This is a genomic window from Ottowia thiooxydans DSM 14619 (assembly GCF_000422885.1).
GTDB lineage: Bacteria > Pseudomonadota > Gammaproteobacteria > Burkholderiales > Burkholderiaceae_C > Ottowia > Ottowia thiooxydans.
Genome location: NZ_KE383942.1, coordinates 161,105 through 187,431 on the forward strand (window position 1 = coordinate 161,105; position 26,327 = coordinate 187,431).

Genomic DNA, 26,327 nt, shown 5'->3' on the forward strand with positions numbered 1-26,327 from the left:
ATTTCCGTACTTGGTCCCGCGAAGTCTGCTCATACGTAAAAATAACTAAAGTACACGCCATTCATCCACAAATCCCCCGGATTCCCTGCGTATTCAGGCGTTTAGTCACTTGAATGCCTGGGCACTCTCATTCCTGCGGCAAGCCTTGTCTTCCGAAGCTTCGAGATGCCATGGGGGCTGAAGTCGTCAGACTCATCTTGATCCGCAACGAGGTATGCTGTCAGCCATAGGACCTCTCCAAACTGTGCAAGGAGCTTGGTAAACTGCTCTTTCGTAGAGTAGAAAGCCGATGGCTACCTTCAGATGTGATGGAGTGGAAGCGTCAACTTGGAAAAGTTGGGTTCCAATTTTGTCCCAATGATCCTCTTGGAACCCGCGTACACATTAGAGAATTCGGCCCCGGCCAGGGGCACTATCAAGAGGAACATGCCATGAGTCATCAAGACGCACCCTTCGAAATACACGTGCATGGCGACGTGAAGCTGCGCTCCGATGTCGACTTCGACACCCTGCAGGATGCGCTGAAACCCCTGTGGAAGTACGCTGGAGCTCGGTCGCTTGCCGATGGTTCGACCAGCCTGTACGAAGATGAGCCAGGTATTCGCTTCAATCCGCGCGAGCACTTGTTGCAGATGTGCTGGACGCTGCAAGGTGATGATGATTTTCGTCATCAGCTTGACGAGCTCTGCATGAACCTGAACGAGCTTTCAGAAGCCGGCGCGCAGATCGAAATCACTTTCTATGACGCCCAATTCGATGAAGACGACGAAAGCGCCGGCAGGGAGTCCCGAGACGATTTCGTGCTGCTCTTCGTTGGCCCCACACCAGAGGCCATCATGCAGGCGCAACGCGACCTGCTGGTGGAAGACGTTGTAAACCTCATGGAGCGCCATTTCGATGGCGCCGAACTGGGGGGCGTCGTGGCAGAGATCGACAAGCTCTTTACCGACCGTTTCACGGCGCTCACGAGCTCGCTCGATCTCGGCAAACCACCGCGCAGCCCGGGGGGCGGCGGGGCAGGCCATGGCGGTGGACGCAGGCCGCGGCACCTTCATTGAACGTGAACTTGCCTGAGCAGAGGCCTTGGAGCACGCGCTAAGAAGCCGCTATGGGTTCCAAGGCCACGCGCACCGCCCGGGGCTTGTGATGCCCGAGCCGTCATTGGTTGCCGCTATGCTGTGCAGCGAGCTGGCGGCCCGTTCAGCTTGAAAGCCGATCGCATGCCCATTTTTTCATCCGACGTGCTGAATCCCGGCGTTAAAAAGCGCGAGGTTTTTGGCTGGGCGATGTATGACTTCGCCAATTCGGGCTACACCACGGTAGTCATTACAGCGGTGTTTGCGGCCTATTTCGCTGGTGCGGTGACGCAGGGGGCGCCCTGGGGCCCGCTCGCATGGACAGCGGCGCTGAGTGCCTCCTATGCCATCGTCATGCTCACCATGCCCAGCCTGGGGGCTTGGGCTGATCTGAGAGGAGCCAAAAAGCGATTGTTGGCGCTGTTTACCGTCGGGTGTGTTGTAAGCACGGCGGCGCTTGCATTTGCACGTCCTGGCGACGTCGCACTGGCGATGGTGCTGATCATTATTTCCAACACCTTCTATTCTTACGGTGAGTCGCTTACAGGCGCTTTCCTGCCGGAATTGGCGCGACCTGAGGGCATGGGTAAGGTCAGCGGCTGGGGGTGGGGCTTTGGCTATGTTGGTGGCATGCTGGTACTGGGCATTTGCCTGGCGTATGTGCTTTCAGCGCAGGCACGAGAGGAAGCCGCCGCGGAGTTTGTGCCGGTCACCATGGTGATCACGGCGGCCATGTATGGCTTGGCCGCGTTGGTCACGTTCACTCTGCTGCGCGAGCGTGCACGCCCCCAGGTAGCCATCCCGGGGCAAGGCAAGGGCCTGGCTGCTGCGCTGCGGCAGCTCCACCAGACCTGGCGTGAAGCGCGGCGGTACCGAGATTTCATCTGGTTGCTGGCCTGCACGGTGGCCTATCAGGGCGGTGTGGCCGTAGCGATTACTTTGGCTGCGATCTATGCTGAGCAAGTGATCGGTTTCGCGCCACAGGAAACCATGGTGCTGATCTTCGTGCTCAACATCGCAGCGGCGGCTGGGGCTTTCGGCTGCGGGTATCTGCAAGACCGCATTGGCCACAAACGCGCGCTGGCGTTGACTCTGCTGGGCTGGGTGGTCACCTGCGTTATTGCGGCCTTGGCGCAAACCAAGGGTCAGTTCTGGTGGGCCGCTGCAATTGCCGGGCTGTGTATGGGGTCCAGCCAATCGGCCGGCCGGGCGATGGTGGGCCTGTTTGCACCGGAGCGGCAATTGGCGGAATTTTTCGGACTCTGGACCGTGGCTACTCGTCTGGCGAGCATCATCGGCCCTTTGAGCTACGGACTCATCACCTGGATGACAGGGGGCAATCAGCGGGTGGCTATTGCCTCGACCACCGTTTTGTTTGCGCTGGGCCTGCTGGCACTGTTGCCCATTAATGTTCGGCGTGGCCGAGACGCTGCATTAAACGCATAAGCCACATGAGAATCGACGATGCTTTCAAGTCTCAGATTAGCTCTGCGCTGATGGGATGGGAGCGAAGCGCGGCAGATCCGACACGATCCAGCAAGCGCGCAGCGGTGGCGCTCACCATTCTCGACGAAGGATTTGGGGCGGATTTGGCCGGCATCGCAACACCCGGCTCACGTAGCGAAAGCCCGGCCATGTTGTTGACACGGCGCGCCGCAGGGCTGCGCAAGCATGCAGGCCAATGGGCTTTGCCCGGCGGTGCCATTGACCCGGGGGAATCAGCCGAGGAGGCTGCACTCCGGGAGCTTCAAGAGGAAGTCGGGCTTGATTTGCCTACAGACTGCGTAGTGGGAAAGCTGGACGATTTTGTGACCCACTCAGGTTTTTGCATCACGCCGGTGGTCGTTTGGGCGGGTAGGACAGAGGGGTTCACGCTCAATGAGGGGGAGGTGGCAAGCGCACACCGGATTCCTCTCAGTGAATTCATGCGCCCGGATGCGCCCTTGCTCGAATCCATAGAAGACAGCACGCATCCGGTGCTTCGTATGCCGGTCGGAAGTGGTTGGATCGCCGCCCCCACTGGGGCCATTATTTTTCAATTCACTGAAGTGTGCCTCAGAGGGCGTGCCACTCGCGTAGGGCACTTTGAGCAGCCGCTGTTTGCGCGTCGGTGACAGAGGGTGGCAAGTTATGGGCTTTGCGCGCGTTCCTGGGTTTGATTGTGAGTGAGCACATTGAAAGATCGTTTCAGGTCGCCATAGGCAAATCAACCGGCTGGCGCAGCCTCATCGATCGCTGCTGAACTATCCGGCCTTGCCGTTCAGCCGTGCCATCTCGCGTGCGCGCGTGATACCGGCTACCACCGTCAGCTCATCGTCTTGCTTGGCGTCTCTGAAATCACTTGGCCAGCTTGGTCAGGTTCGAACTCAAACCATTCCAACTTTGCTCGGACGCTTTCTCTTTGGGCTGTAGTCTGAATTTTTTCGTCAAAAATCTACTTAAGTCCCGCATTTTTCGTCAACGATGGCGTAACCAAGAACGTAAAAGTCAATTTTTATGTCAACTTGTTTTCTAGGAAAAGTGCGGCAACAACCTGAATTTGCGAAAATATCCCAAGCAACTTGGCAAAATTCCGTCAATGAGCAACCCTGGCGCCGCAGTAATCATGAAAAAAACGTCAATCCTCGACGATAACCGGCCAGTCGCTCAGTTGTCATCGAGCACATGCATCGATTGATCGGTAAGCAGATCATCGCGCCCTTCACTAGTCCAAGAGTCAGGCATTCTCCGGGGGGCTAGGCCGGAGGCAAGATAAAGCGCACTTGATTGGGCTTGCCGGGTGGCATCAACTCGAAATGATGAGGAAATTTATTAAATAGCTTTGTCGAGGTTGCACTCTTAGCAAGCAACTCTTCGTCGTGCAATACCTTGGCTACATCACCCAATGGTTGCCATTGCCCAGCCTTCAGATTTGGTGCTGCTGTTAGTATTTTTTGCACTGTGACGGCCCCGGTCGTCGCGCCCGTGGCCTTCTTGGCAGGCATCTTTTTTGCCACCGCTTTTTTAGTGGCTGCTGGTTTGGGGTTTGCAGTCTTGGGAGCAGGTGATTTTGTTGCTGCCTTCTCGGGTCCGGCACTTACGGGAGTCGTTGCTAGTGGTTTGGCCTCTACGAGCTTGGGCCGATCAACCTGTCCGCCACCCACATAAAGCACTTGATCGTAGGCTGGTACAGCGTCCTGCGCCATCTTGCCCCGTTCGGTGACGCATACGACCTTGATGCCACGCTCCCGAAGTCGCACAACCAGCGGCACAAAGTCCAGATCGCCCGAACCGATAACTACTAACTTTGGTCTTGGAGCCATGCAGGCCAACTCCATCGCGTCCACAGCCAGCGACATGTCAGTGGTGTTCTTGGGAAGGGGCAGATTGACGAATGGGCGAATAGCCCACATGCGTAACGTGTCGGTCAGCCCCTTCAAATTCTCAGAGCTGCCATAGGCGCGACGAATTGATATTGAGCCTTCAGTCCGTTCAAGCATTTGAAACGCTTCATCTATCCATGCCGATGATGAAAAATTGTCTGCGTCAATCAGAAATGCGTTTACTGTTGGCCTCCCCTTGTGACTGACATTATTGATGCGGTCTTATGAAGTTTGAATTGCGTTCGCCGTGAGAAGAGTCTAAGCCCTTCGACACGCTCAGGGCGAGCGGTTAATACATCACCGTGCCGGATCTATAAGTGAAATCTGGCGTCTCGCTGGCTTATCGGGTTAGCTATGGACAATGATGTTTCAGCGGGCTCGAGTCGCCTAAGCCGGCTGCGATTTCAAGCCGTCGCGAAGGCTTGCACTTTCGTCAGGCTCGCAACTCCATCCAGCCAGCGCGAAGCCGCTGCACTGAGCGCCTGGCCATCGCCGCTGTCTAGCAACTCCAGTGAGAGTGAGGGGGCTTGGGTTGTGGCCAGCAGTCCGTGTGCAGCCAGCAAGTCACGCGTATGCCGAGCGACTGCTTCACCAGGATCAATCAATTGAACTGTGGGACCCGTGCGCTGCTGAATCCGCGACACGATCAGCGGGTAGTGCGTGCAGCCCAGCACCACCGTGTCGATCTGGCCGGGCTCGGTACCCAGCGGTCCCAATGCGCTCAGGTGCTGATCGAGCAGGGCATCTGTGTGGGTCTGGATCCCGCTGGATGCTTCTTTTTCTATAGCGGAAGCCAGGCCAGTGCAAGCATGCGGTATGAACTCAACCGGTCCTGATAGCCGTTCGCGCAATACTCTGAATTTTTCGCTGGAAAGCGTGCCGTGTGTGGCCAATACGGCCACGCGGCCGGTACGGGTGGCCAGGGCGCCGGGCTTCAAGGCAGGCTCAATGCCTATGATGGGCAGGTCTGTGTGCTGATCGCGCAAGACGCGCCCGGCTGCGGCGGTGGCTGTATTGCAGGCGATGACATAGGCCTTGATGCCATGCGTACGGCGCATGCCTTCCAAGACCGCCTGTGATCGCGCGGTGACGTACTCATCACCCCGCTCGCCGTAGGGTGCGTGCGCACTATCGCCAGCGTAGACGAAGCGCTCTTCGGGCAGTGCGGCCAGCAGCGCTCTCAGCACCGATATGCCGCCAATGCCGCTATCAAACACACCAATGGGCGCGGGGTACATAGAGTTTTCTCAGGCTGTAGCCAGCTCAATGCCTTTGAATTCACCCGACGCGATGCGTTTTTCCCATTCGGCCGGGCCAGTGTTGTGCACGCTGATGCCGCTGGCATCGACGGCTACCGTAACGGGCATGTCGACAACGTCGAATTCGTAGATGGCCTCCATGCCGAGATCTTCGAAGCCCACTACCTTGGCCTTCTTAATGGCTTTGCTCACTAGGTATGCGGCACCGCCCACGGCCATCAAGTACGCACTTTTGTGTTTCTTGATGGCTTCAATAGCGGTAGGCCCGCGCTCGGACTTGCCGATCATGGAGATCAAACCGGTTTGTGCAAGCATCATGTCGGTGAACTTGTCCATGCGGGTGGCGGTGGTTGGGCCAGCGGGGCCCACGGCTTCGTCTTTTACAGGATCGACTGGGCCGACGTAATAGATGACTCGGTTGGTAAAGTCTACCGGGAGTTTCTCGCCTTTGGCGAGCATGTCTTTAATGCGTGCGTGAGCGGCATCGCGACCCGTGAGCATCTTGCCGTTGAGCAGCAAGGTCTCACCTGGTTTCCAGCTGGCGACTTCTTCCTTGGTTAGCTGGTTCAGGTCAACGCGCTTGCTTTTTTGTGTATCCGGTACCCAATCAACTTTTGGCCAGAGATCCAGCGAAGGAGCCTCCAGGTAGGTTGGCCCGCTGCCATCGAGTACGAAGTGAGCGTGACGTGTGGCGGCGCAGTTGGGGATCATGGCCACAGGCTTGCTGGCGGCATGGGTGGGGTACATGGCGATTTTCACATCCAGAACTGTGGTCAGGCCACCAAGTCCTTGTGCGCCAATGCCCAGGGCATTCACTTTTTCGAACAGTTCCAGGCGGAGCTCTTCTACCTGAGTGAGTTTTTCGCGCTTTGCCGCCTTGGCTTGCAGCTCGTACATGTCCAGGTCATCCATCAAGCTCTGCTTGGCCAGCAGCACGGCTTTTTCCGCCGTACCACCTATGCCGATGCCAAGCATGCCTGGAGGGCACCAACCGGCACCCATGGTGGGAACGGTTTTCAAAACCCAATCGACGATGCTGTCGCTGGGGTTGAGCATGACCATCTTGCTCTTGTTTTCGGAACCGCCTCCCTTGGCGGCTACGGTGATGTCCACCGTATCGCCAGGCACGATCTCGGTGAAGATGACCGCGGGCGTGTTGTCTTTTGTATTCTTGCGTGAAAAGTGCGGATCAGCCACGACGCTGGCACGCAGGCTATTGTCAGGGTGGTTGTAGCCACGGCGCACGCCTTCGTTGATGGCGTCTTCCAGGGAGCCGGAGAAGCCTTCCCAGCGCACGTTCATGCCTACTTTCAGGAACACGTTGACGATGCCTGTGTCCTGGCAGATGGGCCGGTGGCCAATGGCGCTCATCTTGCTGTTGGTAAGAATCTGGGCCATGGCGTCTTTGGCCGCTGGGCTTTGCTCGCGTTCATACGCGCGCGCCAGATGCGCGATGTAATCTGCCGGGTGGTAGTAACTGATGAATTGAAGTGCGGCGGCTACTGATTCGATCAGGTCGTCCTGCTTGATGGCGGTCATGGCGTGGGTTCCTTTTTTTTCGTGAGATATGTAGGACGAACGTAAGGGCATCATTCATCTGCTAACGTTGCGGCCAACTCGCTATTTTGACAGGCTGGATTGCCCCCTGAGCCGCCTAAGCGCCTTCCTTTGGTGGAAGGCGCTGCCGGTGGCCTGGAAAAGCCCGCTCCACGATGAATCTGGCAAGGCTTGCCCCGCCACCGCTCCAGCCCTTCAAGCTGGGCAATGGGGCAGAGCCCTATGGTTAATTGGTAACTGGTAATTTGATATGACAAACTCTCAACAAACCCGAACCGAGCTCGATACCTTTGGCCCCATTGACGTGCCGGCCAATCAGTTATGGGGTGCCCAGACGCAGCGCTCACTGCAGAATTTCGATATCTCCGGTGAGCAGCAACCGCGCGAGATCATCTATGCGCTGGCGTTGGTGAAGCGAGCGTCCGCGGCGGTTAACCAGAAACTGGGCCTGCTCAAGGAAGAAAAGGCCAAGGCCATCATCGCCGCGGCAGACGAGGTTCTGGCCGGCAAGCACCCAGGTGAGTTTCCGCTCGTCGTATGGCAGACCGGGTCTGGCACGCAGACCAACATGAACCTCAATGAGGTTCTTGCCAACCGGGCGAGTGAGCTTTTGGGCGGCGAGCGTGGCGAGGCTCGGCTGGTGCACCCGAACGACGATGTCAACAAGAGCCAATCCAGTAACGACGTTTTCCCCACCGCGATGCATGTGGCGGCGGTGCAAGCACTGACTGGGAAGCTCTTGCCCGCTATTGCCAAGCTGCGCGCCACTCTGGATGCCAAATCGCGCGATTTCGCGGATATCGTCAAGATCGGTCGTACCCACCTGCAAGATGCGACACCGCTCACGTTGGGTCAGGAGTTTTCAGGCTATGCCGCCCAGCTGGGACACGCTGAAACCCATGTGCGCGCCGCGCTGCCGCATTTGTGCGAATTGGCATTGGGAGGCACGGCGGTAGGCACAGGCTTGAATGCGCCCAAGGGCTATGCAGAAGGCGCCGCTGCAGAGTTGGCACGGCTGGCTGATCTGCCTTTCGTGACCTCACCCAACAAATTCGAAGCATTGGCGAGCTGCGACGCGCTTGTGTACGCCCACGGCACGCTCAAAGGCTTGGCAGCCAGCCTGACCAAGATCGCCAATGACGTTCGCTGGCTGTCGAGCGGCCCACGCAGCGGTATTGGCGAGCTGAGCATTCCGGAAAACGAGCCAGGCTCTTCCATCATGCCCGGCAAAGTGAATCCCACTCAGAGCGAGGCCCTCACCATGCTGTGCGCCCAGGTTATGGGCAATGATGTGGCGGTCAACATCGGGGGTGCCAGCGGCAATTTTGAGCTGAATGTCTTCCGGCCCATGATCGCCCACAACTTCCTGCAAAGCGTGCGTTTGCTCGCCGATGGGATGGTGAGCTTCAACGACCATTGTGCGGTGGGCATTGAGCCAAATCGCGAGCGAATTGAGGAGTTGGTGAGCCGCTCACTGATGCTCGTGACGGCGCTCAATCCGCATATCGGCTACGACAAGGCCGCGCAGATCGCCAAGAAAGCCCATAAGGAAGGTAGCAGCCTGCGCGAAGCAGCCTTGGCCACGGGTTACGTCAACGCTGAACAGTTCGACGCCTGGGTGAAGCCAGGCGATATGGTCGGCACCCGGTAACAGGGAAACCAGCGAGCCGTTGTAGATCTGAGGGGGTAGTGCATCCCCTTCCACGAGCCCGCAGCCCTTTCATACTTTGTTGCCCAGCCCTTGGGAGCGTTTTAGGATCGGATAATTCTCTACGTTCTCAGGGATGCCAAGTCGAACGCAGGGATGCTGGCGTCACCGTGGCCAGTTCATAGGAAATTTGCCCAGCGGCACGTTTGACGTGAGGTGCATGTTTTTCAAGCAGGGCAAACGTGAGCCGCTTGATGGGCCCAGAGATGCTGACCGACCCCAACACCGAGCCACGCGCACCGTACACCGGCGCAGACACGCTTGCGGCACCCGCCGCATACTCTCCACGCGTTGCCTGGTAGCCGTCCCGGCGGATCTTGTCGTATACGTCGCCGGATTGGCCGAGGGCTGCAAGGATCACCCTTCCCGCTGAACCACGCTCCAGGGGCAACAACTCGCCGGAGCGGACATGGCCGCGAATGCCTTGAGGGCCTTCCGACCGCAGGAGGCATATCCGCACGTTGTCTTCATAGACAAAGAACGATGCACTTTCACCGGTCGCAGACGACAGCTCCTGCAGGATCGGCTCCAGGCAATCGTTGACATCGAACTGGGCTTGGTAGCGCGATCCAATCCACCCAGTCCTTGGCCCAAGGCGCCACGCACCATCTTCCCTTTGCACCATGAATGCCGATTGCGCGAGCGTGCGTGCAAGCCGCAGCACGGTGGGTTTGTGCAAGCCGGTGCGGCGACCTAGCTCGGCCAGGGAGAGGTAGTCGTCGTCTCCCGTGAAGCTGGTCAGTATCGACAGGGCGCGTGTCACTGCCTGTACGTACACAGGGTTCTTTGGATCTTTTGAGTTGCCCTGCCTGCTATTCATTCAAGACCTGCTGCGGTTTGTGTTCCCAACATCGGGAGATTCCCTCTTAGCCCTCGCGCGCTAGTCATTGGGCCTGCTCTGAGGAGGGCGTTTCACCTGATGTAACGCCGTTGTCGCTCTGCGCAAAGCTTCATACATTCGATTCACATCTTCCCATAAGACCTAAGGACATGACGATCAACATTTTCCCCAGGAAAGTCTCGACCTTGATTGGCGACTTCCCTCATACCCGGGCCTTCCGTTCGGGCCTGATGAAGTCTGATGCTGTTGCTCTGGACATCGCGCCGTTCGCGGTAGCGTTCCCCGCGTTCTCGAGAGCGGTTGCTATGGAGTTCGAAGTTTCGGAGCTGTCGCTGGTCACATTCCTGCAGGCGCGGGCCGCGGGACGCAGGTTGTCGCTGTTGCCGGCCGTCACCCTCTCCCGGTTTCAACACCCCTATCTTGTATACGACTCGACCAGAGGGCTGATGACGCCCAAAGACCTCGAAGGCGCGCGGATTGGTGTGCGGCTTTTTACCTCGACCACGGCTTCCTGGCTGCGCGGAATTTTGCGCAATGAGTACGACGTTGACGTGACGAGGATCAGATGGCTCGCGCACCAGCAACCCAATGTGCCGCAATGGAATGACCCGTCCAACGTCACGCTGGTTCCGAAGATGGACTTGACCGAAATGCTCTTCTCGGGTGAGGTCGACGCACTCGTTGTTACGCCGATACCGGACGACCCGCGTATTCGCCCCGTTATCGCGGATCCGCTGGAGGCGATGAGGTCCTGGCAGGTGAACAACGATGCGATTCAGATCAACCACATGATGGTTGTGAAAGACGATTTTGCGAATTCCGACCCGGAAGCAGTTCGCGAAATATGGCGCATGTTGAAGGAATCGAAACGACTGGCGAATGAGCCTCTCGACCAGGCCGCGTTTACGCCGTTCGGGGTGGAAGCGAACCGCAAAAACATCGAGGTCCTTGTGAATTACATGTACACGACGTCCATGATTCCCCGCCGTTTTTCAGTCGACGAACTCTTCCACGAAGTGACTGGAGTGCTGTGCTGACATGCGTTGAAAACGACCATCACCCGATCCTGCAAAACCCGTTCCTGCCAACAAACCTTAAAACTCGAAACAAGACAATGATCAATAAATTCTTCAAACGTGTCGTACGATTTGGCGCCGTGCTTGGGCTCGGGCTGGCAATGACCATGCCTGCACTCGCGGCGTTCCCCGAAAAACCAATCCGCCTGGTCGTTCCATTCCCGCCGGGCGGTGGAGTTGACTCGATCGCACGCGCACTGGGAACGGCCATGTCCCAGCGTTTAGGGCAGTCCATCGTCATCGACAACAAGCCCGGTGCAGGCACCATCATCGGCACCGATGCGGTGGCAAGAAGCCCGGCTGATGGCTACACCCTGGTACTTGCCTCTTTCGCGCATGCAGTCAACCCCAGCCTGGTCGCTAAGCTTCCCTATTCCACCGACACAGGCTTCGCCCCGATCATCTTGATAGGGCGCGGCCCCAATGTGCTGGTGGTGCGCGCCGACAGCCCTTACAAGACGGTCGCGGATGTGCTTGTTGCAGCGCAATCCAAGCCCGGGGCCTTGACATATGCGTCGCAAGGCAATGGGACCTCGGCGCATCTCGCCGGTGAGATGTTCGTCAACCTGGCAAAAGTCGAGATGACACATATCCCCTACAAAGGGGTTTCGGGTGCGATCACCGACATCATTGGCGGCCGAGTTGACATCATGTTCGCCACTTCGTCCGCCGTCTCCTCGCTTCTCTCGAACGGCAAATTACGCGCCCTCGCCGTGACGACACCCCAACGTTCTCCAGCGTTCAAGGGCATGCCCGCCGTAGCGGAAACCGTTCCGGGCTATTCGGTAGAAAGCTGGTATGGCCTTTACGCGCCTGCTGGCACACCCGCCAATGTCATCGCCAAACTCAATGAGTCGGCCAAAGCTGCGAGTCAGACGGAGGCCTTTCGTCGCAACCTCCAGCAGGAAGGGGTGGTCGTGAGTGCGGGAAGCCCGGAAGAGCTCAACGCCTACGTACGTGGCGAAGAGGCTCGCTGGCGCAAGGTCGTCGAGACGAACAAAATCAAGATCGATTGAAGAACATGCAAAAAAAAGACGACATGATCATCGACTGTCACGGCCACTACACCACTTCGCCACCGGCACTGAACGACTATCGCAAACGTCAGATCGCGGCCCTGGAAAATCCTGCGCTTCCTCCTTTGACGCCGGATTTCCACATCACGGACGACGAAATTCGCGAGAGCCTGGAAAAAAACCAGCTGCGAATGCAGCGTGAACGTGGCGTGGATCTCACTATTTTCTCGCCTATGGCGGGCGCGATGGCACACCACGTTGGCAGCGAGACGACCAGCCAGCACTGGACGCGCGCTTCCAACGATCTCATACATCGGGCCGTAGCGCTGTATCCAGGCCAACTGGCTGGCGTCTGCCAACTCCCTCAGTCGCCAGGAGTGAGTCCGGCCAACTGCATTGCGGAGCTGGAGCGCTGCGTGCTTGAGTTAGGTTTTGTCGGATGCAACCTCAACCCCGATCCCAGCGATGGCTACTGGACTGACCCGCCCTTGACAGCTCGGCATTGGTATCCGCTCTACGAAAAGCTTGTGGAACTGGATGTACCCGCCATGGTCCATGTAAGTTGCTCCTGCAATCCCAACTTTCATCACACGGGCGCGCACTACCTCAACGGCGACACTACGGCCTTCATGCAGTTCCTGATGTCGGACCTCTTCAAAGACTTTCCCACGCTGCGTTTTGTCATTCCGCATGGCGGCGGCGCCGTTCCTTACCACTGGGGCCGTTATCGCGGCTTGGCGCAGCAGCTCAACCGTCCGCCGCTTGAAGACATGATGAAAAATGTGTTTTTCGACACTTGCGTTTACCACCGTCCGGGCATCGAATTGCTGCTGGAAGTGGTGCCCCCTGACAACGTCCTGTTCGCCTCCGAGATCATCGGTGCGGTGAAAGGCATCGATCCTCGCACTGGCTACCACTACGACGATACCAAGCGCTACATCGACGCTGTCGACTGGCTCGATGTACAGCGCCGCGAGAAGCTTTTCAGCGGCAATGCACTGCGCGTGTACCCACGCCTTGCCGCGCACATGGCTCGTCACGCTAGCGCAAATAGGTCACTGGCCTGAATTAACGAAGCAGCCGTGGTGCAGAGGGTGTGATCCCTGAACCACATGGCATTCAACATCATCTAAGGAATATTCATGACCGGATTTCGAGTTCTTAAACGACGCCGCTGTGTGGATCCAGCAACGGTGGAGCGCTTTCGCGGACTTCCAGTGGCCAACATCAGCGATTCCATGCACCGCATGAGCGCAGCCGGGCCGCGACTGCGGCCTCTACACGGTGGAGGCTACCTGGCGGGCGCCGCGCTCACCGTCAAGGCACGCCCTGGCGACAACCTGATGGTTCACAAAGCGCTGGCCATGGCTGTACCGGGTGATGTCATTGTGGTGGACGCTGGTGGCGATCTCACCAACTCGCTGGTGGGCGAGCTCATGACCTCATTCGCCATCAGCCGCGGCGTAGCCGGTATGGTCATCAATGGATCAGTTCGCGATCTGGCCACCATACGTGCAGGCCAGTTTCCAGTTTATGCGGCCGGCGTGAGCCACCGCGGTCCGTACAAGGATGGGCCCGGGGAAATCAACGTGCCTATCGCGCTGGATGGAATGCTGATAGAGCCCGGTGATCTGATCGTCGGTGACGAAGACGGCCTGCTGTGCGTTCCCTTGGCAGACGTGGGCCGCGTGCATGCCGCAGCCGTGGCCAAGGGCAACGCAGAGGCCGCAACGCTGGCCGCCACGATCGCCGGCAAGAAAGACCTCGCTTGGCTAGATGCGGAACTGACGAGGCTGGGCTGCTACATCGAAGAATAGGGGCGCAGGTTCCCGTGTGAGGCAAACTGGCCCAGGGACGCCAAAGACACCCGGTCGACGCGCGGCCTGACCCTTGGGTGTTCTTCGATCGCTTAAGCGGTCAGTGCCTCGCCTCTTCCGCAGCTGACATCAGCTTGTCTGTATAGGCAATCGCCAATGCAGACAGCAAGAAAACAGCGTGAATCGCCGTTTGCGCGATCAGCACTTTGTCTGTGTAGTTGTCTGCGTTGATGAAGGTCTTGAGCAGGTGGATAGAGCTGATCCCGATGATCGAGAGGGCCAGCTTTACCTTCAGCACGGAAGCATTCACGTGGCTCAGCCATTCGGGTTGGTCACGGTGGCCTTCCAGATTGAGCCTGCTGACAAAGGTTTCATAGCCCCCGATGATCACCATGATGAGCAGGTTTGAGATCATCACCACATCGATCAATGCGAGCACCACAAGCATGATGACCGTCTCGTTGAGCGAGGTCACAGGAACGGTGCTTCGGTAGCCAATCGCGTTCACAAGCAATTCCAGAGCGTGTTTATCTCCAAAAGCTGCCTGGATGAGATGCCACAACTCCACAAGGAAATGCACCACATACACGCCTTGGGCCGCAATGAGTCCCAGATAGAGTGGTAGCTGCAGCCATCGGCTGGCAAAAACCAGTGCCGGAAGAGGGCGCAGGGGACGATTTGCAGGGAATTGGACTGGGTCGGACATGAAATAAGGTGGATCGAAGACGAAGACGCCTCAGAACCTGATAAAAACAGTGATTGTAGAAAGTATCCGTGACAAGCCTCTCAACGCAAGGAATAGGTTGGTTGAAGGCGAAGTCAGAACTTTGTAAGAGCTCTGCCGGATGATGGCAGGGTTTAGGGTGGCGCGTGGGCGCCTGCTGTGTGCAACAACGACGGAGACAATCCTCATGAGTGCCATCGAATCGGTTTTGGTTGAAAACCGCGTATTCCCTCCTGGCGAGGCCCTTACCAAGGCTGCGCGCATCTCGGGCATGTCCTCTTACGAGGCCTTGTATGCCGAAGCGGACAAGGACCCCGAAGGCTTCTGGGGACGCCAAGCCCGGGAAAACCTGGTGTGGAACAAGCCTTTTACCCGGGTACTCGACGAATCGAACAAGCCCTTCTACAAATGGTTCGACGATGGCCAGCTCAACGCCAGTGCCAATTGCCTGGACAAGCACCTGGGTACGCCGGTTGAAAACAAGACCGCCATCATCTTTGAAGCAGATGACGGCGCCGTTACCAAGGTCACCTATAAGGAGCTTCTGGCGCGCGTTAGCCAATTCGCCAATGGGCTGAAGGCGCACGGTATCCAGAAAGGTGATCGTGTCCTGATCTACATGCCTATGACCATCGAGGGCGTCATAGCCATGCAGGCTTGCGCGCGCATCGGGGCCACACACAGCGTGGTGTTTGGTGGCTTTTCTGCCAAGGCGTTGCAAGAGCGCATCATCGACGTAGGCGCCGTTGCCGTGGTGACCGCCAACTACCAGATGCGCGGGGGCAAGGAGCTGCCTCTGAAAGCCGTGGTGGATGAAGCGCTGAGCATGGATGGCTGTGAATCGGTTAAGAACGTGTTCGTATATGAGCGTACGTCAACGGCCTGCAAAATGGTCGCTGGGCGGGATAAAACCTTCGCCGAGTTCCAGCAAGGTCAGTCGACTGAGTGCGCGCCGGTGGCGGTAGATGCAGAGCACCCGCTGTTCGTGCTCTACACCAGTGGCTCCACTGGCAAGCCCAAGGGCGTGCAGCATGCCACCGGCGGTTACCTGCTGTGGGCCAAGATGACCATGGACTGGACGTTCGATCTGAAAGACAACGACGTTTTCTGGTGCACTGCAGATATCGGCTGGATCACCGGCCACACCTATGTCGCCTACGGGCCACTGGCGGCGGGCGCCACTCAGATCGTGTTCGAGGGGGTGCCTACATACCCGGATGCCGGTCGCTTCTGGCAGATGATCGAGCGCCACAAGTGCACCATCTTCTACACCGCCCCTACGGCCATTCGCTCGCTCATCAAGGTGGCGGAAACAAACGAAAAAGTGCATCCCAAGAACTGGGATCTGAGCAGCCTTCGCATTCTTGGAAGTGTGGGCGAGCCTATCAATCCAGAAGCCTGGATCTGGTATCACAAGCACGTGGGCGGCGAACGCTGCCCTGTGGTCGACACCTTCTGGCAAACCGAGACCGGCGGTCACGTGATTACGCCGCTGCCTGGGGCCACTCCTTTGGTGCCAGGCTCGTGCACACTGCCATTGCCGGGGATTGCGGCCGCCATCGTGGATGAGGCTGCGAACGACGTTCCCAATGGCTCCGGCGGCATTCTGGTGATCAAGAAGCCCTGGCCCTCCATGATCCGCACGATCTGGGGCGATCCTGAGCGCTTCAAGAAAAGCTATTTCCCCGAAGAACTCAAAGGCTACTATCTGGCCGGCGACGGCGCCGTGCGCGATGCCGAGCGGGGTTACTTCCGCATTACCGGCCGTATTGACGATGTGCTGAATGTCTCGGGCCATCGCATGGGCACCATGGAGATTGAATCAGCCTTGGTGGCCAAGACTGATCTGGTGGCTGAGGCAGCCGTGGTGGGGCGCCCGGACGACACCACCGGCGAGGCCATCTGCGCTTTCGTGGTGCTTAAACGTTCATTACCGGAAGGTGACGAAGCCCGGCAGATCGCTAAAGAGTTGCGTGATTGGGTGGCCAAGGAAATCGGGCCTATTGCCAAGCCCAAAGACATTCGCTTTGGCGAAAACCTGCCTAAGACACGTTCGGGAAAAATCATGCGACGCTTGCTGCGCAGCTTGGCCAAGGGTGAAAAAATCACCCAAGACACGAGTACTCTTGAAAACCCGCAGATCTTGACTCAGCTGGATCAAACTTACTAGTAGGCACCTGCGCGAAACGTACTAAAAGTGCGGATCGCGCGGATCGCTTGGTGATACCGAGCGCCGCCATAGCTAAGCTGCGGTTGCCGGCGCGGGCGAAAAGCAAAGCGCCGCCTCAAAGGGCGGCGCATCGTGCGAAATGTCAGGAGGCCAGGAGCGCGAGCAAGCGCCCCAGCTTCCTGCCTGGCAGATGATTTATTTCAGCGACAAAATCCAGGTGGCCAGCGTTTTGGCTTCCGCTTCGCTCACGTTGGCATTGGGAGGCATGGGTACAGCACCCCAGGTACCAGAGCTGCCTTTCATGATTTTTCCTGCCAGCATGTCTGCCGCGCCAGCATCTTTGCTGAACTTGGCAGCTACGTCTTTGTAGGATGGGCCCACAAGTTTTTTATCGACTGTGTGGCAAGCCATGCAGTTCTTCGACTTGGCAAGAGCCTCGTTAGCCATGACCGGAGTCGAGACTGCGGTAAGGCCGGCCAGGGCAGCCAGGACGAACAAAGCGCGTTTCATGTCTTTCCTTTTTTTCGTGGGTGATTGAGCTACATTCTCAAAACGTTATTGTATAGATGCGGGTTGACTTCAAGACCTGATCTCCTTCAAGGAAACCTGATGTATTTGCTGGGTTTGGGAATCATTTTGTTGCTCTTGAAATATTTCGAGATCAGCCCTGTCGCGCAGTGGAGTTGGTGGCTCGTATTGGTGCCTTTCGCCGCAGCCATCGTTTGGTGGGCGTGGGCCGATTGGTCGGGATATACCAAGCGCAAGGCGATGGACAGGCACGATGTGCGTAAGCAGCAGCGCATCGACCGTCAACGCAAGGCCATCGGCCAGCCTACCGCCTCATCCAAGCGGCGCCGCAATTAGGCGTGTGATCCATCACTCTGGCGTGGTGACCCGCCGTAACGTCCGTAGCGCTTTTGCATGCACCCTGACCACGGATAGGGTGTGTGAGCATGCACAATGCGAGCATGTTGATTCATCCCCAAATTGATCCCATCGCTTTGCAAGTGGGACCCCTGGCCATCCATTGGTACGGGCTTACCTATCTGGTCGCATTCGCGCTGTTCTTCTGGCTGGCTACACGCCGACTGAAGCACGAACCATACGCCAGCATCACCCAACCCGCCCCGTGGACGCGGCGCGACATCGAAGACTTGCTGTTTTATGGCGTCTTGGGAGTCATTGTGGGCGGGCGGATTGGCTACTGCCTGTTTTATAAGCCGGGGTATTACCTGGCGCATCCGCTGGAGATCTTTGCCATCTGGCAAGGCGGCATGAGTTTTCATGGCGGCATGCTCGGGGTCATTGGGGCGATGGTGTTGTGGGCGTATTCACGTCACCGGCCTTGGCTGCAAGTGACTGACTTGATCGCACCCTGCGTACCTCTGGGCTTGGCATCCGGCAGGGTGGGCAATTTTATTAATGGCGAGTTGTGGGGACGCCTTGCTGACCCAACGCTGCCTTGGGCCATGGTGTTTCCTGCCGCTGGCCCTGAGCCCCGCCACCCCTCCCAGGTGTATCAGTTCCTGATGGAGGGGGTTTTACTGTTCATCTTGCTGTGGCTGTACGCCAGAAAACCACGCAAGATGGGGCAAGTCAGCGGAGCGTTTTTGTTCGGCTATGGCTTGTTTCGGTTCATCGCTGAATACTTCCGCGAACCGGATGCCTTTTTAGGCTTGCAGGCGATGAGCTTGTCACGGGGGCAGTGGCTTTGCGTGCCCATGATCCTGGCCGGGATTGTGATGTGGGTTTGGGCGAGCAAGCGCCGTGAAACCGTAAGCTGAGATTCGAGGCGGCTATCGTCGCTTTAAGCCCGACAGCCTGCGGGGAACGTTTTTATTGCGTGGAGATCGGATTGGTATGAACACGGAAGTCAATTCAAAGCTCACGGAAGACGCGGCGCGTTCGCCGCGTGGCACGCATGAACGCCTGGAATCACTCCTGGGGCGCAAGGGCGAAGCCTTGTCGCCGCGCGCACTGCGAAAGCTGCTGGAACAACTTCAAGCCATCATTGATCCCCGCGTAGGGGAGGTCGAGGGCGGGCGCCGCGCTCAGGCACTGATCACTTGGTACAACAAAGCCGCTCCCGGTGAAAGGCTGGATGTCTGGCTGCTGATGAGCGAGCAATTCGTAGCCGATCAAGTCAAGGCGCAGGCTGCGCAAGCACAGTACGCGTCCGCTATAGGCACTTCCGATGAGGCGGTTGCGGAGGTTCGGCTGCGGCGCGCCACGGTGTCACCGCGCCGGCGCATTCTGCAGCGGATCTCAGTATTGCCAGAAGGCGTGCGCTTCCTGGTGGACATGCGCGAACAACTGTTGCCGCATCTCAAGGCGCGCCCCACATTGGCCGCGCTGGACGTCGAGATGGAATACATGTTCTCGACGTGGTTTGACGTGGGGTTCCTGGAGTTGCGCCGCATGAGCTGGGATTCACCCGCCTCGCTGCTGGAGAAATTGATCAAGTACGAAGCGGTACATGACATCCGCAGTTGGGCCGATCTCAAGAACAGGCTGGACAGCGACCGCCGCTGCTACGGCTTCTTTCACCCCAGGTTGCCAGATGAGCCGCTGATCTTTGTAGAGGTTGCCATGCTTGGCGAGATGTCTGGCAGCATCACACCGCTGCTCGATGAGTCTGCCGCCCCGGCCGATCTGGCAAAAGCGACCACGGCTATTTTCTACTCCATCAGCAACACTCAGGCCGGATTGCGTGGTGTGAGTTTTGGGGATTCGCTGATCAAACATGTGGTGGACACCCTGAAAACGGAGTTTCCGCGCCTGAAGGTCTTTGCCACGCTTTCCCCGATTCCCGGTTTGCGCGGCTGGTTGGTGAAGAACGCGGGGCGTTTGATGGAGGCCACGCCAGCCCGGGCGCAGCAATCGCTGACGCGCGAGTTGGGTGAACCTCCCACGGCAAAGAATCTACTTGCGGCCATGGATGGTGTTTCCGATATGAAAGAGAGCTCCGCGCTTCGCCACTGGTTGCTGGCAAGCGCCGCCGAATACCTGGGGCAGGGCATTGAAGGCAGCAAGCCGCTTGATCCGGTCGCGCGCTTTCACCTAGGCAATGGTGCCCGCGTGGAACGCCTGAACTGGCTTGCCGACCCTTCCGCCAAGGGGCTCAAGCAGTCGTTTGGGTTGATGGTGAACTATCTCTACGACCTCAATCGCCTGGACAGGCACAAGGCCTCTCTGGTGCAGGGGAAGGTGCCTGTATCCGGGCAGGTCAAGAGCTTGATGGGCTGAGAAGGTGTGAACGAATCCCTCATGCCCGCCTTGGCCGCCAAAAACCACCCGCTCAGCGTTGCAAATGCTCGCCATAGCCCGAGCTATGCCTGCGCTTTGCGCCTTGATCGGGCGGCTTTTGACGGCCCTTTCGCGCACGCCGGATCCATTCCCACCTTCTGAGAAGGCGCAAACGAATCCCTCATGCCCGCCTTGACCGCCCAAAACCACCCGCTCCGCGTTGCAAATGCTCGCCATAGCCCGAGCTATGCCTGCGCTTTGCGCCTTGATCGGGCGGCTTTTGACGGCCCTTTCGCGCACGCCGGATCCATTCCCAACTTCTGAGAAGGCGCAAACGCTTTCTTCAGAAGCGCAAACAGCATCAGGGTCGGAGTGTTTCGTCGGGTGGAAAGTGGTCGGCGCTAAGGCCGTTCACTCGTTGGAGCCAAATTTTGCGCCTTGATCCCGATTTCTCGAAATGATTGTTTCCAATTCGGAGAAAGTGTTGTTCTGGTTTGGGGGTTTTAAACACCCCATTGCAGGCGCAAACTACGTCTTACGGAGCCGGCCACTAGCTTTCCAAGCAAAAAGCCTCCTCCGCGATGAGTCCAAAAAGTAAAGAGGACTCATTGAAGAGGAGGCCGCCTGATGGGCAGTCTCGCTGGACTAAAGATTCACCTTAAAGGAAAAGATCATGCAAGTTAAAACCATCGCCCTCGCGTCCCTGTTTTCTGTCGTTCTGGCTGGCAACGCTTTCGCAGCACAACCTGCATCTGGCGAAGGCCCACTGTTTCTGAACGAAGCGCAAGCTGTCAGCACACTGAGCCGCGAAGCTGTGCGCCAGGAAGCCATTGCTAACCCACCCCTTGTTAACGGTTACGACTCCGTTTCCGATGCCAAGTCTGTGCGCAGCACTGCGACTCGTGCCGAAGTGCGTGAGTCCACTCGTGACGCCATTGCCCATGGCTTCCGCGTGAAAAGCGGCGAAATGGCTTAAGTAGATAAAGAACAAATTTAAAGGAAAGATCATGCAAGTTAAAACCATCGCCCTCGCTTCCCTGTTTTCCGTCGTTCTGGCTGGCAACGCTTTCGCAGCACAACCTGCATCTGGCGAAGGCCCGCTGTTTCTGAACGAAGCACAAGCCGTCAGCACACTGACCCGCGAAGCAGTGCGCCAGCAAGCCATTGCCACTCCGCCCGCTACCGATGGCTACAACGCTTTCGCAATCGATACCAGTGCGCACAGCGATGTCACCCGTGCCGCAGTGCGTCAATCGACTCGTGAAGCCATTGCCCATGGTTTCCACGTGAAAAGCGGCGAATCAGCCTGATTGCGCTTAAGGTGGCCTGGTAACGGGCCGCTTGAACAGAAAAACGAGATGCATGTCATCTCGTTTTTTTTGTTTAATCTGCGGATTGAGCCTGAGCTTGCAAACGCCGGAGCACTGCATCCAGCGCGTCGGCCTCAGTTTGGGACAGTACCGACACCAGATCGCGATTGAGCGCCGCCACACGTGGCAGAAGGCGTTCATATAGCGCCAGACCTTTCTCGGAGAGGCGCAGCGGCACCTCTCTCCTGTCGCTTGGGCGCGGTTCGCGCACCACGAATCCCTTGATCACTAGGCTGGTGACGGCACGAGAGGTTTGAGCGCGGTCCAGCCCCGTTTGTTCGGCCAGTTGTGAAGACTGCATGCCGTCATTTGAAGCCAGCTCCGCCAGCATGCGCCACTCCCGCCTTGTGACACCAAACTCCTCTTCGCACATTTGGATCACGGGCCGGCTCGCGCTGGCAGTCAAGCGCCAGAGGCGAAATAGCAGCATGTCATGCAGTTCTTGCGGTTGGGTAAGGCGTGAGGCGGGCATCAGGGTATTCACGGGCAATGATTGATTTTGTCAATTCTTGGCTGGCACCTAAAGTCTTTGATTCTGTGATCCTTATTCACCGGAGACAAGCTTTGCTACGAAGAAATTTCGCGTACGCCGCCCTAGCCAGCGTGCTGGTCAGCCCACTGACTGTTCCCAACGCATTTGCCCAAGCCGAAGGGCCTTTGCGCTTTGTGGTTCCTTATGCCCCTGGAGGCTCCAGTGACCGCGCCGCGCGCATCGTGGCCGACAAGCTAGGCGCCAAGTTAGGCCAGACTGTGATTGTGGAGAACAAGACTGGCGCAGGCGGACGTTTGGCGGCTCAACAACTCAAGGGGCTGGCCGCCAACCAGAACGTTCTCATGTTGGCCAACCCCGCCTTGGTGGTCGTGGCCCCGCTGGTGTTCAAAGACGCCGGCTACGATCCAGAAAAGGACTTTCAGCCGGTTTCCCAAATCAGCGACTATGAGTTCGGTTTGGCGGTGTCTACTGCGGTGCCCGTGAAGGAGCTGAGCCATCTGCTGGCCTGGTTGCGTGCCAACCCAGACAAGGCCAATTTTGGCGTACCGGCCACCGGCAGCCTGCCTCACTTCTTCGCTTTGATGACCTCTGAAAAAGCCAAGGTCAACGGCCAGGTGGTGGGCTACCGAGGCTCTGCACCGCTCATTAGTGATTTGATTGGCGGGCAACTGCCCGTCGCTTTTGACACGTTGGATACCCTGCTGCCTCAGTCTGAAGGCGGCAAGCTTCGTATCCTCGCCACGTCGGGCGCCAAGCGCTCGCCATTTTCCAAGACGGTTCCCACCTACAAGGAGGCTGGGCTTGATCTCGTGGCCACCGGGTGGAATGCTCTGTTCGCACCGGCTTCCATGCCGCGTGAGAAGGTAGAGCGGCTGGGCAACGCCATCCGCGATGTGATGCTCGACCCTGATACCCAGCAGAAGTTTGTCGATGCCAAGATGACCCCCGTATCCAGCACATCAGCGCAAACCACGGCTATGCTCAAAGCCTATCGAGCGCAGTGGGCGCCGGTGGTGCAGAAATCAGGCTACCAGCCTTAGGATGACGAGGTGTCTTGGCATCAAGACGTTCAGGTTCGTTGCAGCCCCGAAATTGAAATGACCCAAAAAAAGCGCCCCAACATTGTTTTTATCGTTGCCGACGATCTCGGTTTCGCAGACTTGGGCTGTTACGGCGGGCGTGATGCGCGCTTTGGCCGCGTTTCACCCGTGCTCGACGGGCTGGCCGAGCAGGGTGTGAAGTTCACGCAGGGCTACAGCAACTCGCCTGTATGTTCGCCCACCCGTTTCGGGCTGATGACGGCGCGCTGGCAGTACAGGCTACGCGGTGCAGCCGAAGAACCCATCAATAGCAAGAGCCGGGGCAGCACCACACTGGGCCTGCCGCCTGAGCACCCTACATTGCCATCCCTGCTCAAAGATGCTGGTTATCGCACGGCGCTCATGGGCAAGTGGCATCTTGGCTACCCACCCGCATTCGGTCCGCTTAAATCAGGGTATGAGGAGTTCTTCGGCCCCATGTCTGGTGGGGTGGACTATTTCACCCACTGCAGCAGCAATGGTTCGCACGATTTGTATCAGGGCGAAGCTGAGCAGGCGCAGGAAGGCTATTTGACCGATCTCATCTCCGAGCGCTCGGTCGATTATGTGCAACGCATGGCTCCGGGCGCGCGTGAGGGCTCCCCGTTTTTCCTCAGCGTACATTACACGGCGCCACACTGGCCCTGGGAAACACGGGACGATGCTGCGCTGGCGCAGGAGGTTAAATCCAACCTTTTCCATTTGCATGGTGGCAACATCCATACCTATCACCGCATGATCCACCACATGGACGAGGGCATTGGCCGCATTGTGGAGACACTTCGCCATGAGGGGCTGCTGGATGACACCTTGATCGTCTTCACCAGCGACAACGGCGGCGAGCGTTTTTCTGACAATTGGCCGCTAGTGGGCGGCAAGATGGATTTGACCGAGGGCGGCATCCGTGTGCCCTGGATTGCCCACTGGCCAGCCATGATTCGCCCTGGCGGTATCAGCGAGCAGCTGTGCATGACGATGGACTGGTCCGCCACCATGATTGACATCGGTGGTGCAACGCCTCACACCAACTACCCGCTGGATGGCGTGTCACTGCTTTCCGTACTTACCGATTCGCAAGCTAAGTTCCAACGCCCTCTGTATTGGCGAATGAACCACCGCGGACAGCGTGCATCGCGGGAGGGAGACTGGAAATATCTTCGGGTGGATGGCAATGACTACCTCTTCAACATCCGTGCTGACGAACGCGAGCGCGCCAACCACGCTGATCGAGAGCCTGAGCGTCTTGCCGCGATGCGTGCCTCATGGGAAGCATGGGCCTCCAGCATGCCAGCTATCCCGCCAGACGCCACTGTGAGCCTGGGCTATTCCGTCAAGGACATGCCCCAGCGTTGAGCCTCTTTTAGTGCAGCGTTTCACGCTATCTGGCACATAAAAAGGCGTCTTTTCGGCCCTGGCAGCGTTGCAACTCCTCGCGATACCTCCGGGTATCACTGCGGCTTGCGCCTCGTCATGACCAAAAATCCATCCTTTTTATTTGTGCCACCAAGCATGAAACACTGCACTAGGGGGTTCCCCGACTGCCTTTGGTTTTTCTGGGTTATTGGCCCGCTCCCTGTTATTGTCCGGAATGGAAAAATAAGAGAAGCACTTGTGCAACGAGCTTCATAACCCTAAGGAGACAAACCAATGAGATCTTTTTCGTTGTCGGGCCACCTCAATTCAAGAGACGCGCCGCAGAAGAGCCGTACACCACAAGCAACGGAGCAGGGTGGGGACTCTTTCATCACGCGTCGGCAAGCTATTCTGGGTGCCGCCGCAGTGGCGTTGCCCCTGGGCGCAATCGGGCAATCCGCATGGCCTAGCAAGGCGGTGACGTTGGTGGTGCCGTTTCCTGCCGGCGGCGGGACTGATGCTTTCGCTCGGCCACTGTCGGCCCAGTTCTCCAGGCTCACGGGCAAAACCCTGGTGATTGACAACCGCGGCGGTGCGGGTGGCACTGTGGGCGCTTCCATAGCGGCTAAAGCCCCTGCGGATGGCTATACCTTGTTCATGGGCGGCGCTCACCACATGATCGCGCCCAGCATGTATCCCAAGCTTGACTACGACATCGAGAAGGATTTCGTGCCTTTGATCCAGGTGGCGAGCGTGCCGCAGGTGCTGGTGGTGAACCCCAAACACACGACGGCAGCGACGTTCAAGGAACTTCTGGCGCAGATCAAAAAAAGCCCGGGTAAGATGAACTATGCCTCGGCAGGCGCTGGATCAGTCCACCATTTGGCGGGCGAGTTGTTCAAGATTCAGACCAAGACGTTCATCACCCACATTCCCTACCGGGGTGCAGGCCCCGCGCTGCTGGATCTCATCGCAGGTAATGTGGACATGAATTTTGATGGACTTGGTTCGTCCGCCGCCCATATCAAGGCTGGTCGAATCAAGGCTTTGATGGTGGCTGGCAAGCAGCGCAACCCCGCTTTCCCCGATGTGCCGTGTGCAGCCGAGCTGGGCTTGCCTGATTACAACGTCAGCACCTGGTATGGGATCTGGGCGCCCAAGGGGATGCCGGCCGATATGCAGAAAGCGGCCATTGAAAGTATTCGTAAAGCGTGCCAGGCCGATGAAGCCAAGGCCGTATGGGCCGCGCAGGGTGCTGTCTTTCCTGATGTGGAAGGGCCGCAGTTCGCCACTTTGATATCTTCTGAGATTCAGCGTTGGGCGCAAGTGGTGAAAGCCTCTGGCGCCAAACTCGACTAACTCAGTTGGAAGGTGGTGTTCGGAGTGTCAAGCCAAGTCTCAGGCGGTCAGGTTTTCTTGAGAGAGGAGGAGGGCGTGGCTATCGTCACGCTCTCGCATCCCGGCAAGTTCAACGCCATGTCTCGCAGTATGTGGCGCCAGCTACGCGAAGTATTCGCTCGGGTTCAGGCTGGTTCTGAATCGCGCTGTGTGCTCATAAGCGGCCAGGCTGGCCACTTCTGCGCTGGTGGCGATATCTCCGAATATCCCGATTTCCGTTTTGATTCGGAAAGCCTGCGTGCCTTTCACGAGGACGATGTATGGGGCGGTCTGGAGGCCATGTTGGCTTGCGATGTCCCTATTGTTGCTGCGATAGAGGGCAACTGCATGGGTGCGGGGGTGGAGATTGCCAGCTGCTGTGATATTCGCGTGGCCTCTCGCTCCACCAAGTTCGGCGCCCCGATTGCTCGACTCGGTTTTCCAATGGCGCCGCGCGAGGCGCAACTGGTGATGCGCGTGGCCGGTGAAGCGACTGCACGTGAAATGCTGCTGGAAGGGGCCGTGCTGGATTCCGGCGAGATGAAGGCGCGAGGCTTCCTACACGCTGTGCTGGAAGATGCAGAATTGGCGCCGCATGCCAGCGCAAGGGCGCGGCGCATCGCCAGCCTTGCACCTGAAGCTGCCCGCATGAACAAGCAGGCCCTCCGGGTACTTGGCGCAAACCCGCCAGGGGCGATTGAAAGGCTGCTGCCCAAGGCCTACGCCTATGCCGAAAGTTCAGAGCATCGCGAAGGCATCTCGGCATTCCTGAGCAAGCGGCCACCTAAGTTTTTTTGATTTTT

Annotated in this window: 25 protein-coding genes; 18 read left to right on the forward strand and 7 right to left on the reverse strand. The window is 58.0% G+C overall.

What is annotated here, in order from left to right:
- The first annotated feature begins 431 nt into the window (after positions 1-431).
- From G518_RS0127145 to G518_RS0127155, 3 genes are all read left to right on the forward strand, one after another.
- A complete protein-coding gene (locus G518_RS0127145) occupies positions 432-1,058 on the forward strand; it encodes a DUF6806 family protein (protein ID WP_028605158.1) in 627 nt (208 codons plus the stop codon).
- 162 nt (positions 1,059-1,220) lie between these two features.
- Positions 1,221-2,522: an MFS transporter gene (locus tag G518_RS0127150; RefSeq protein WP_028605159.1), complete on the forward strand. Its 1,302-nt coding sequence runs from the start codon at positions 1,221-1,223 to the stop codon at positions 2,520-2,522.
- 5 nt (positions 2,523-2,527) lie between these two features.
- Positions 2,528-3,190, forward strand: coding sequence for an NUDIX hydrolase (locus G518_RS0127155; protein WP_036596309.1), 663 nt, complete (start codon positions 2,528-2,530; stop codon positions 3,188-3,190).
- A 621-nt stretch (positions 3,191-3,811) separates the two neighbouring features.
- Here the strand turns inward: G518_RS0127155 and G518_RS0127165 are convergent.
- The 3 genes from G518_RS0127165 to G518_RS0127175 form a co-directional block, all read right to left on the reverse strand.
- Positions 3,812-4,654: an NYN domain-containing protein gene (locus tag G518_RS0127165; protein ID WP_084652316.1), complete on the reverse strand. Its 843-nt coding sequence runs from the start codon at positions 4,652-4,654 to the stop codon at positions 3,812-3,814.
- Between the two features lie 188 nt (positions 4,655-4,842).
- Positions 4,843-5,676, reverse strand: coding sequence for a glutamate racemase (murI, locus tag G518_RS0127170; protein ID WP_028605162.1), 834 nt, complete (start codon positions 5,674-5,676; stop codon positions 4,843-4,845).
- Between the two features lie 9 nt (positions 5,677-5,685).
- A complete protein-coding gene (locus G518_RS0127175; protein WP_028605163.1) occupies positions 5,686-7,236 on the reverse strand; it encodes a fumarate hydratase in 1,551 nt (516 codons plus the stop codon).
- A 268-nt stretch (positions 7,237-7,504) separates the two neighbouring features.
- Between G518_RS0127175 and fumC the strand changes: the two genes are divergently transcribed.
- Positions 7,505-8,905: a class II fumarate hydratase gene (fumC, locus tag G518_RS0127180; RefSeq protein WP_028605164.1), complete on the forward strand. Its 1,401-nt coding sequence runs from the start codon at positions 7,505-7,507 to the stop codon at positions 8,903-8,905.
- Positions 8,906-9,032: 127 nt separating this feature from the next.
- Here fumC and G518_RS0127185 read toward each other — a convergent pair whose 3' ends face one another.
- Positions 9,033-9,782, reverse strand: coding sequence for an IclR family transcriptional regulator (locus G518_RS0127185; RefSeq protein ID WP_028605165.1), 750 nt, complete (start codon positions 9,780-9,782; stop codon positions 9,033-9,035).
- Positions 9,783-9,952: 170 nt separating this feature from the next.
- On the opposite strand from G518_RS0127185, the gene G518_RS0127190 reads away from it, so the two are divergent.
- From G518_RS0127190 to G518_RS0127205, 4 genes are all read left to right on the forward strand, one after another.
- Complete coding sequence (locus tag G518_RS0127190; protein ID WP_028605166.1) at positions 9,953-10,840, forward strand: type 2 periplasmic-binding domain-containing protein; 888 nt, start codon at positions 9,953-9,955, stop codon at positions 10,838-10,840.
- Between the two features lie 77 nt (positions 10,841-10,917).
- A complete protein-coding gene (locus tag G518_RS0127195; RefSeq protein WP_028605167.1) occupies positions 10,918-11,895 on the forward strand; it encodes a tripartite tricarboxylate transporter substrate binding protein in 978 nt (325 codons plus the stop codon).
- A 23-nt stretch (positions 11,896-11,918) separates the two neighbouring features.
- Positions 11,919-12,962 (forward strand): amidohydrolase family protein, encoded by a 1,044-nt coding sequence (locus G518_RS0127200; protein WP_028605168.1) that lies wholly within the window; start codon positions 11,919-11,921, stop codon positions 12,960-12,962.
- Between the two features lie 75 nt (positions 12,963-13,037).
- Positions 13,038-13,712, forward strand: a complete 675-nt coding sequence (locus G518_RS0127205; protein WP_028605169.1) for an RraA family protein — start codon at positions 13,038-13,040, stop codon at positions 13,710-13,712.
- Between the two features lie 100 nt (positions 13,713-13,812).
- On the opposite strand, the gene G518_RS0127210 is transcribed toward G518_RS0127205, so the two are convergent.
- Complete coding sequence (locus G518_RS0127210; protein WP_028605170.1) at positions 13,813-14,418, reverse strand: TIGR00645 family protein; 606 nt, start codon at positions 14,416-14,418, stop codon at positions 13,813-13,815.
- A 205-nt stretch (positions 14,419-14,623) separates the two neighbouring features.
- Here G518_RS0127210 and acs point away from each other — a divergent pair, with 205 nt between their 5' ends.
- Positions 14,624-16,606 (forward strand): acetate--CoA ligase, encoded by a 1,983-nt coding sequence (acs, locus tag G518_RS0127215; RefSeq protein WP_036596312.1) that lies wholly within the window; start codon positions 14,624-14,626, stop codon positions 16,604-16,606.
- Positions 16,607-16,801: 195 nt separating this feature from the next.
- On the opposite strand, the gene G518_RS0127220 is transcribed toward acs, so the two are convergent.
- Positions 16,802-17,116, reverse strand: coding sequence for a c-type cytochrome (locus G518_RS0127220; RefSeq protein WP_028605172.1), 315 nt, complete (start codon positions 17,114-17,116; stop codon positions 16,802-16,804).
- A gap of 99 nt (positions 17,117-17,215) precedes the next feature.
- On the opposite strand from G518_RS0127220, the gene G518_RS0127225 reads away from it, so the two are divergent.
- From G518_RS0127225 to G518_RS0127255, 5 genes are all read left to right on the forward strand, one after another.
- Entirely contained in the window at positions 17,216-17,470 is a 255-nt protein-coding gene (locus tag G518_RS0127225; RefSeq protein ID WP_028605173.1) for a TIGR04438 family Trp-rich protein, read from the forward strand.
- Positions 17,471-17,574: 104 nt separating this feature from the next.
- On the forward strand, positions 17,575-18,390 hold the full coding sequence (lgt, locus tag G518_RS0127230; protein ID WP_028605174.1) for a prolipoprotein diacylglyceryl transferase: 816 nt from the start codon (positions 17,575-17,577) through the stop codon (positions 18,388-18,390).
- Between the two features lie 76 nt (positions 18,391-18,466).
- The gene (locus G518_RS37225; protein WP_051237466.1) at positions 18,467-19,852 is read left to right on the forward strand and encodes a malonyl-CoA decarboxylase; all 1,386 of its coding nucleotides are present in this window, start codon (positions 18,467-18,469) and stop codon (positions 19,850-19,852) included.
- Between the two features lie 673 nt (positions 19,853-20,525).
- Positions 20,526-20,828: a hypothetical protein gene (locus G518_RS0127250; RefSeq protein WP_028605175.1), complete on the forward strand. Its 303-nt coding sequence runs from the start codon at positions 20,526-20,528 to the stop codon at positions 20,826-20,828.
- A gap of 31 nt (positions 20,829-20,859) precedes the next feature.
- The gene (locus tag G518_RS0127255; RefSeq protein ID WP_028605176.1) at positions 20,860-21,162 is read left to right on the forward strand and encodes a hypothetical protein; all 303 of its coding nucleotides are present in this window, start codon (positions 20,860-20,862) and stop codon (positions 21,160-21,162) included.
- A 73-nt stretch (positions 21,163-21,235) separates the two neighbouring features.
- Here the strand turns inward: G518_RS0127255 and G518_RS37230 are convergent, their stop codons facing one another.
- Entirely contained in the window at positions 21,236-21,706 is a 471-nt protein-coding gene (locus G518_RS37230; RefSeq protein WP_156909560.1) for a MarR family winged helix-turn-helix transcriptional regulator, read from the reverse strand.
- Positions 21,707-21,786: 80 nt separating this feature from the next.
- On the opposite strand from G518_RS37230, the gene G518_RS0127265 reads away from it, so the two are divergent.
- The 4 genes from G518_RS0127265 to G518_RS0127280 all read left to right on the forward strand — a co-directional run bounded on the left by G518_RS0127265 (position 21,787) and on the right by G518_RS0127280 (position 26,322).
- Complete coding sequence (locus tag G518_RS0127265) at positions 21,787-22,755, forward strand: Bug family tripartite tricarboxylate transporter substrate binding protein (RefSeq protein ID WP_028605177.1); 969 nt, start codon at positions 21,787-21,789, stop codon at positions 22,753-22,755.
- A 57-nt stretch (positions 22,756-22,812) separates the two neighbouring features.
- A complete protein-coding gene (locus G518_RS0127270; protein WP_028605178.1) occupies positions 22,813-24,147 on the forward strand; it encodes a sulfatase family protein in 1,335 nt (444 codons plus the stop codon).
- A 294-nt stretch (positions 24,148-24,441) separates the two neighbouring features.
- Positions 24,442-25,506, forward strand: coding sequence for a Bug family tripartite tricarboxylate transporter substrate binding protein (locus G518_RS0127275; RefSeq protein ID WP_084652320.1), 1,065 nt, complete (start codon positions 24,442-24,444; stop codon positions 25,504-25,506).
- Positions 25,507-25,581: 75 nt separating this feature from the next.
- Entirely contained in the window at positions 25,582-26,322 is a 741-nt protein-coding gene (locus tag G518_RS0127280) for an enoyl-CoA hydratase/isomerase family protein (protein WP_281170567.1), read from the forward strand.
- Positions 26,323-26,327: the final 5 nt, after the last annotated feature.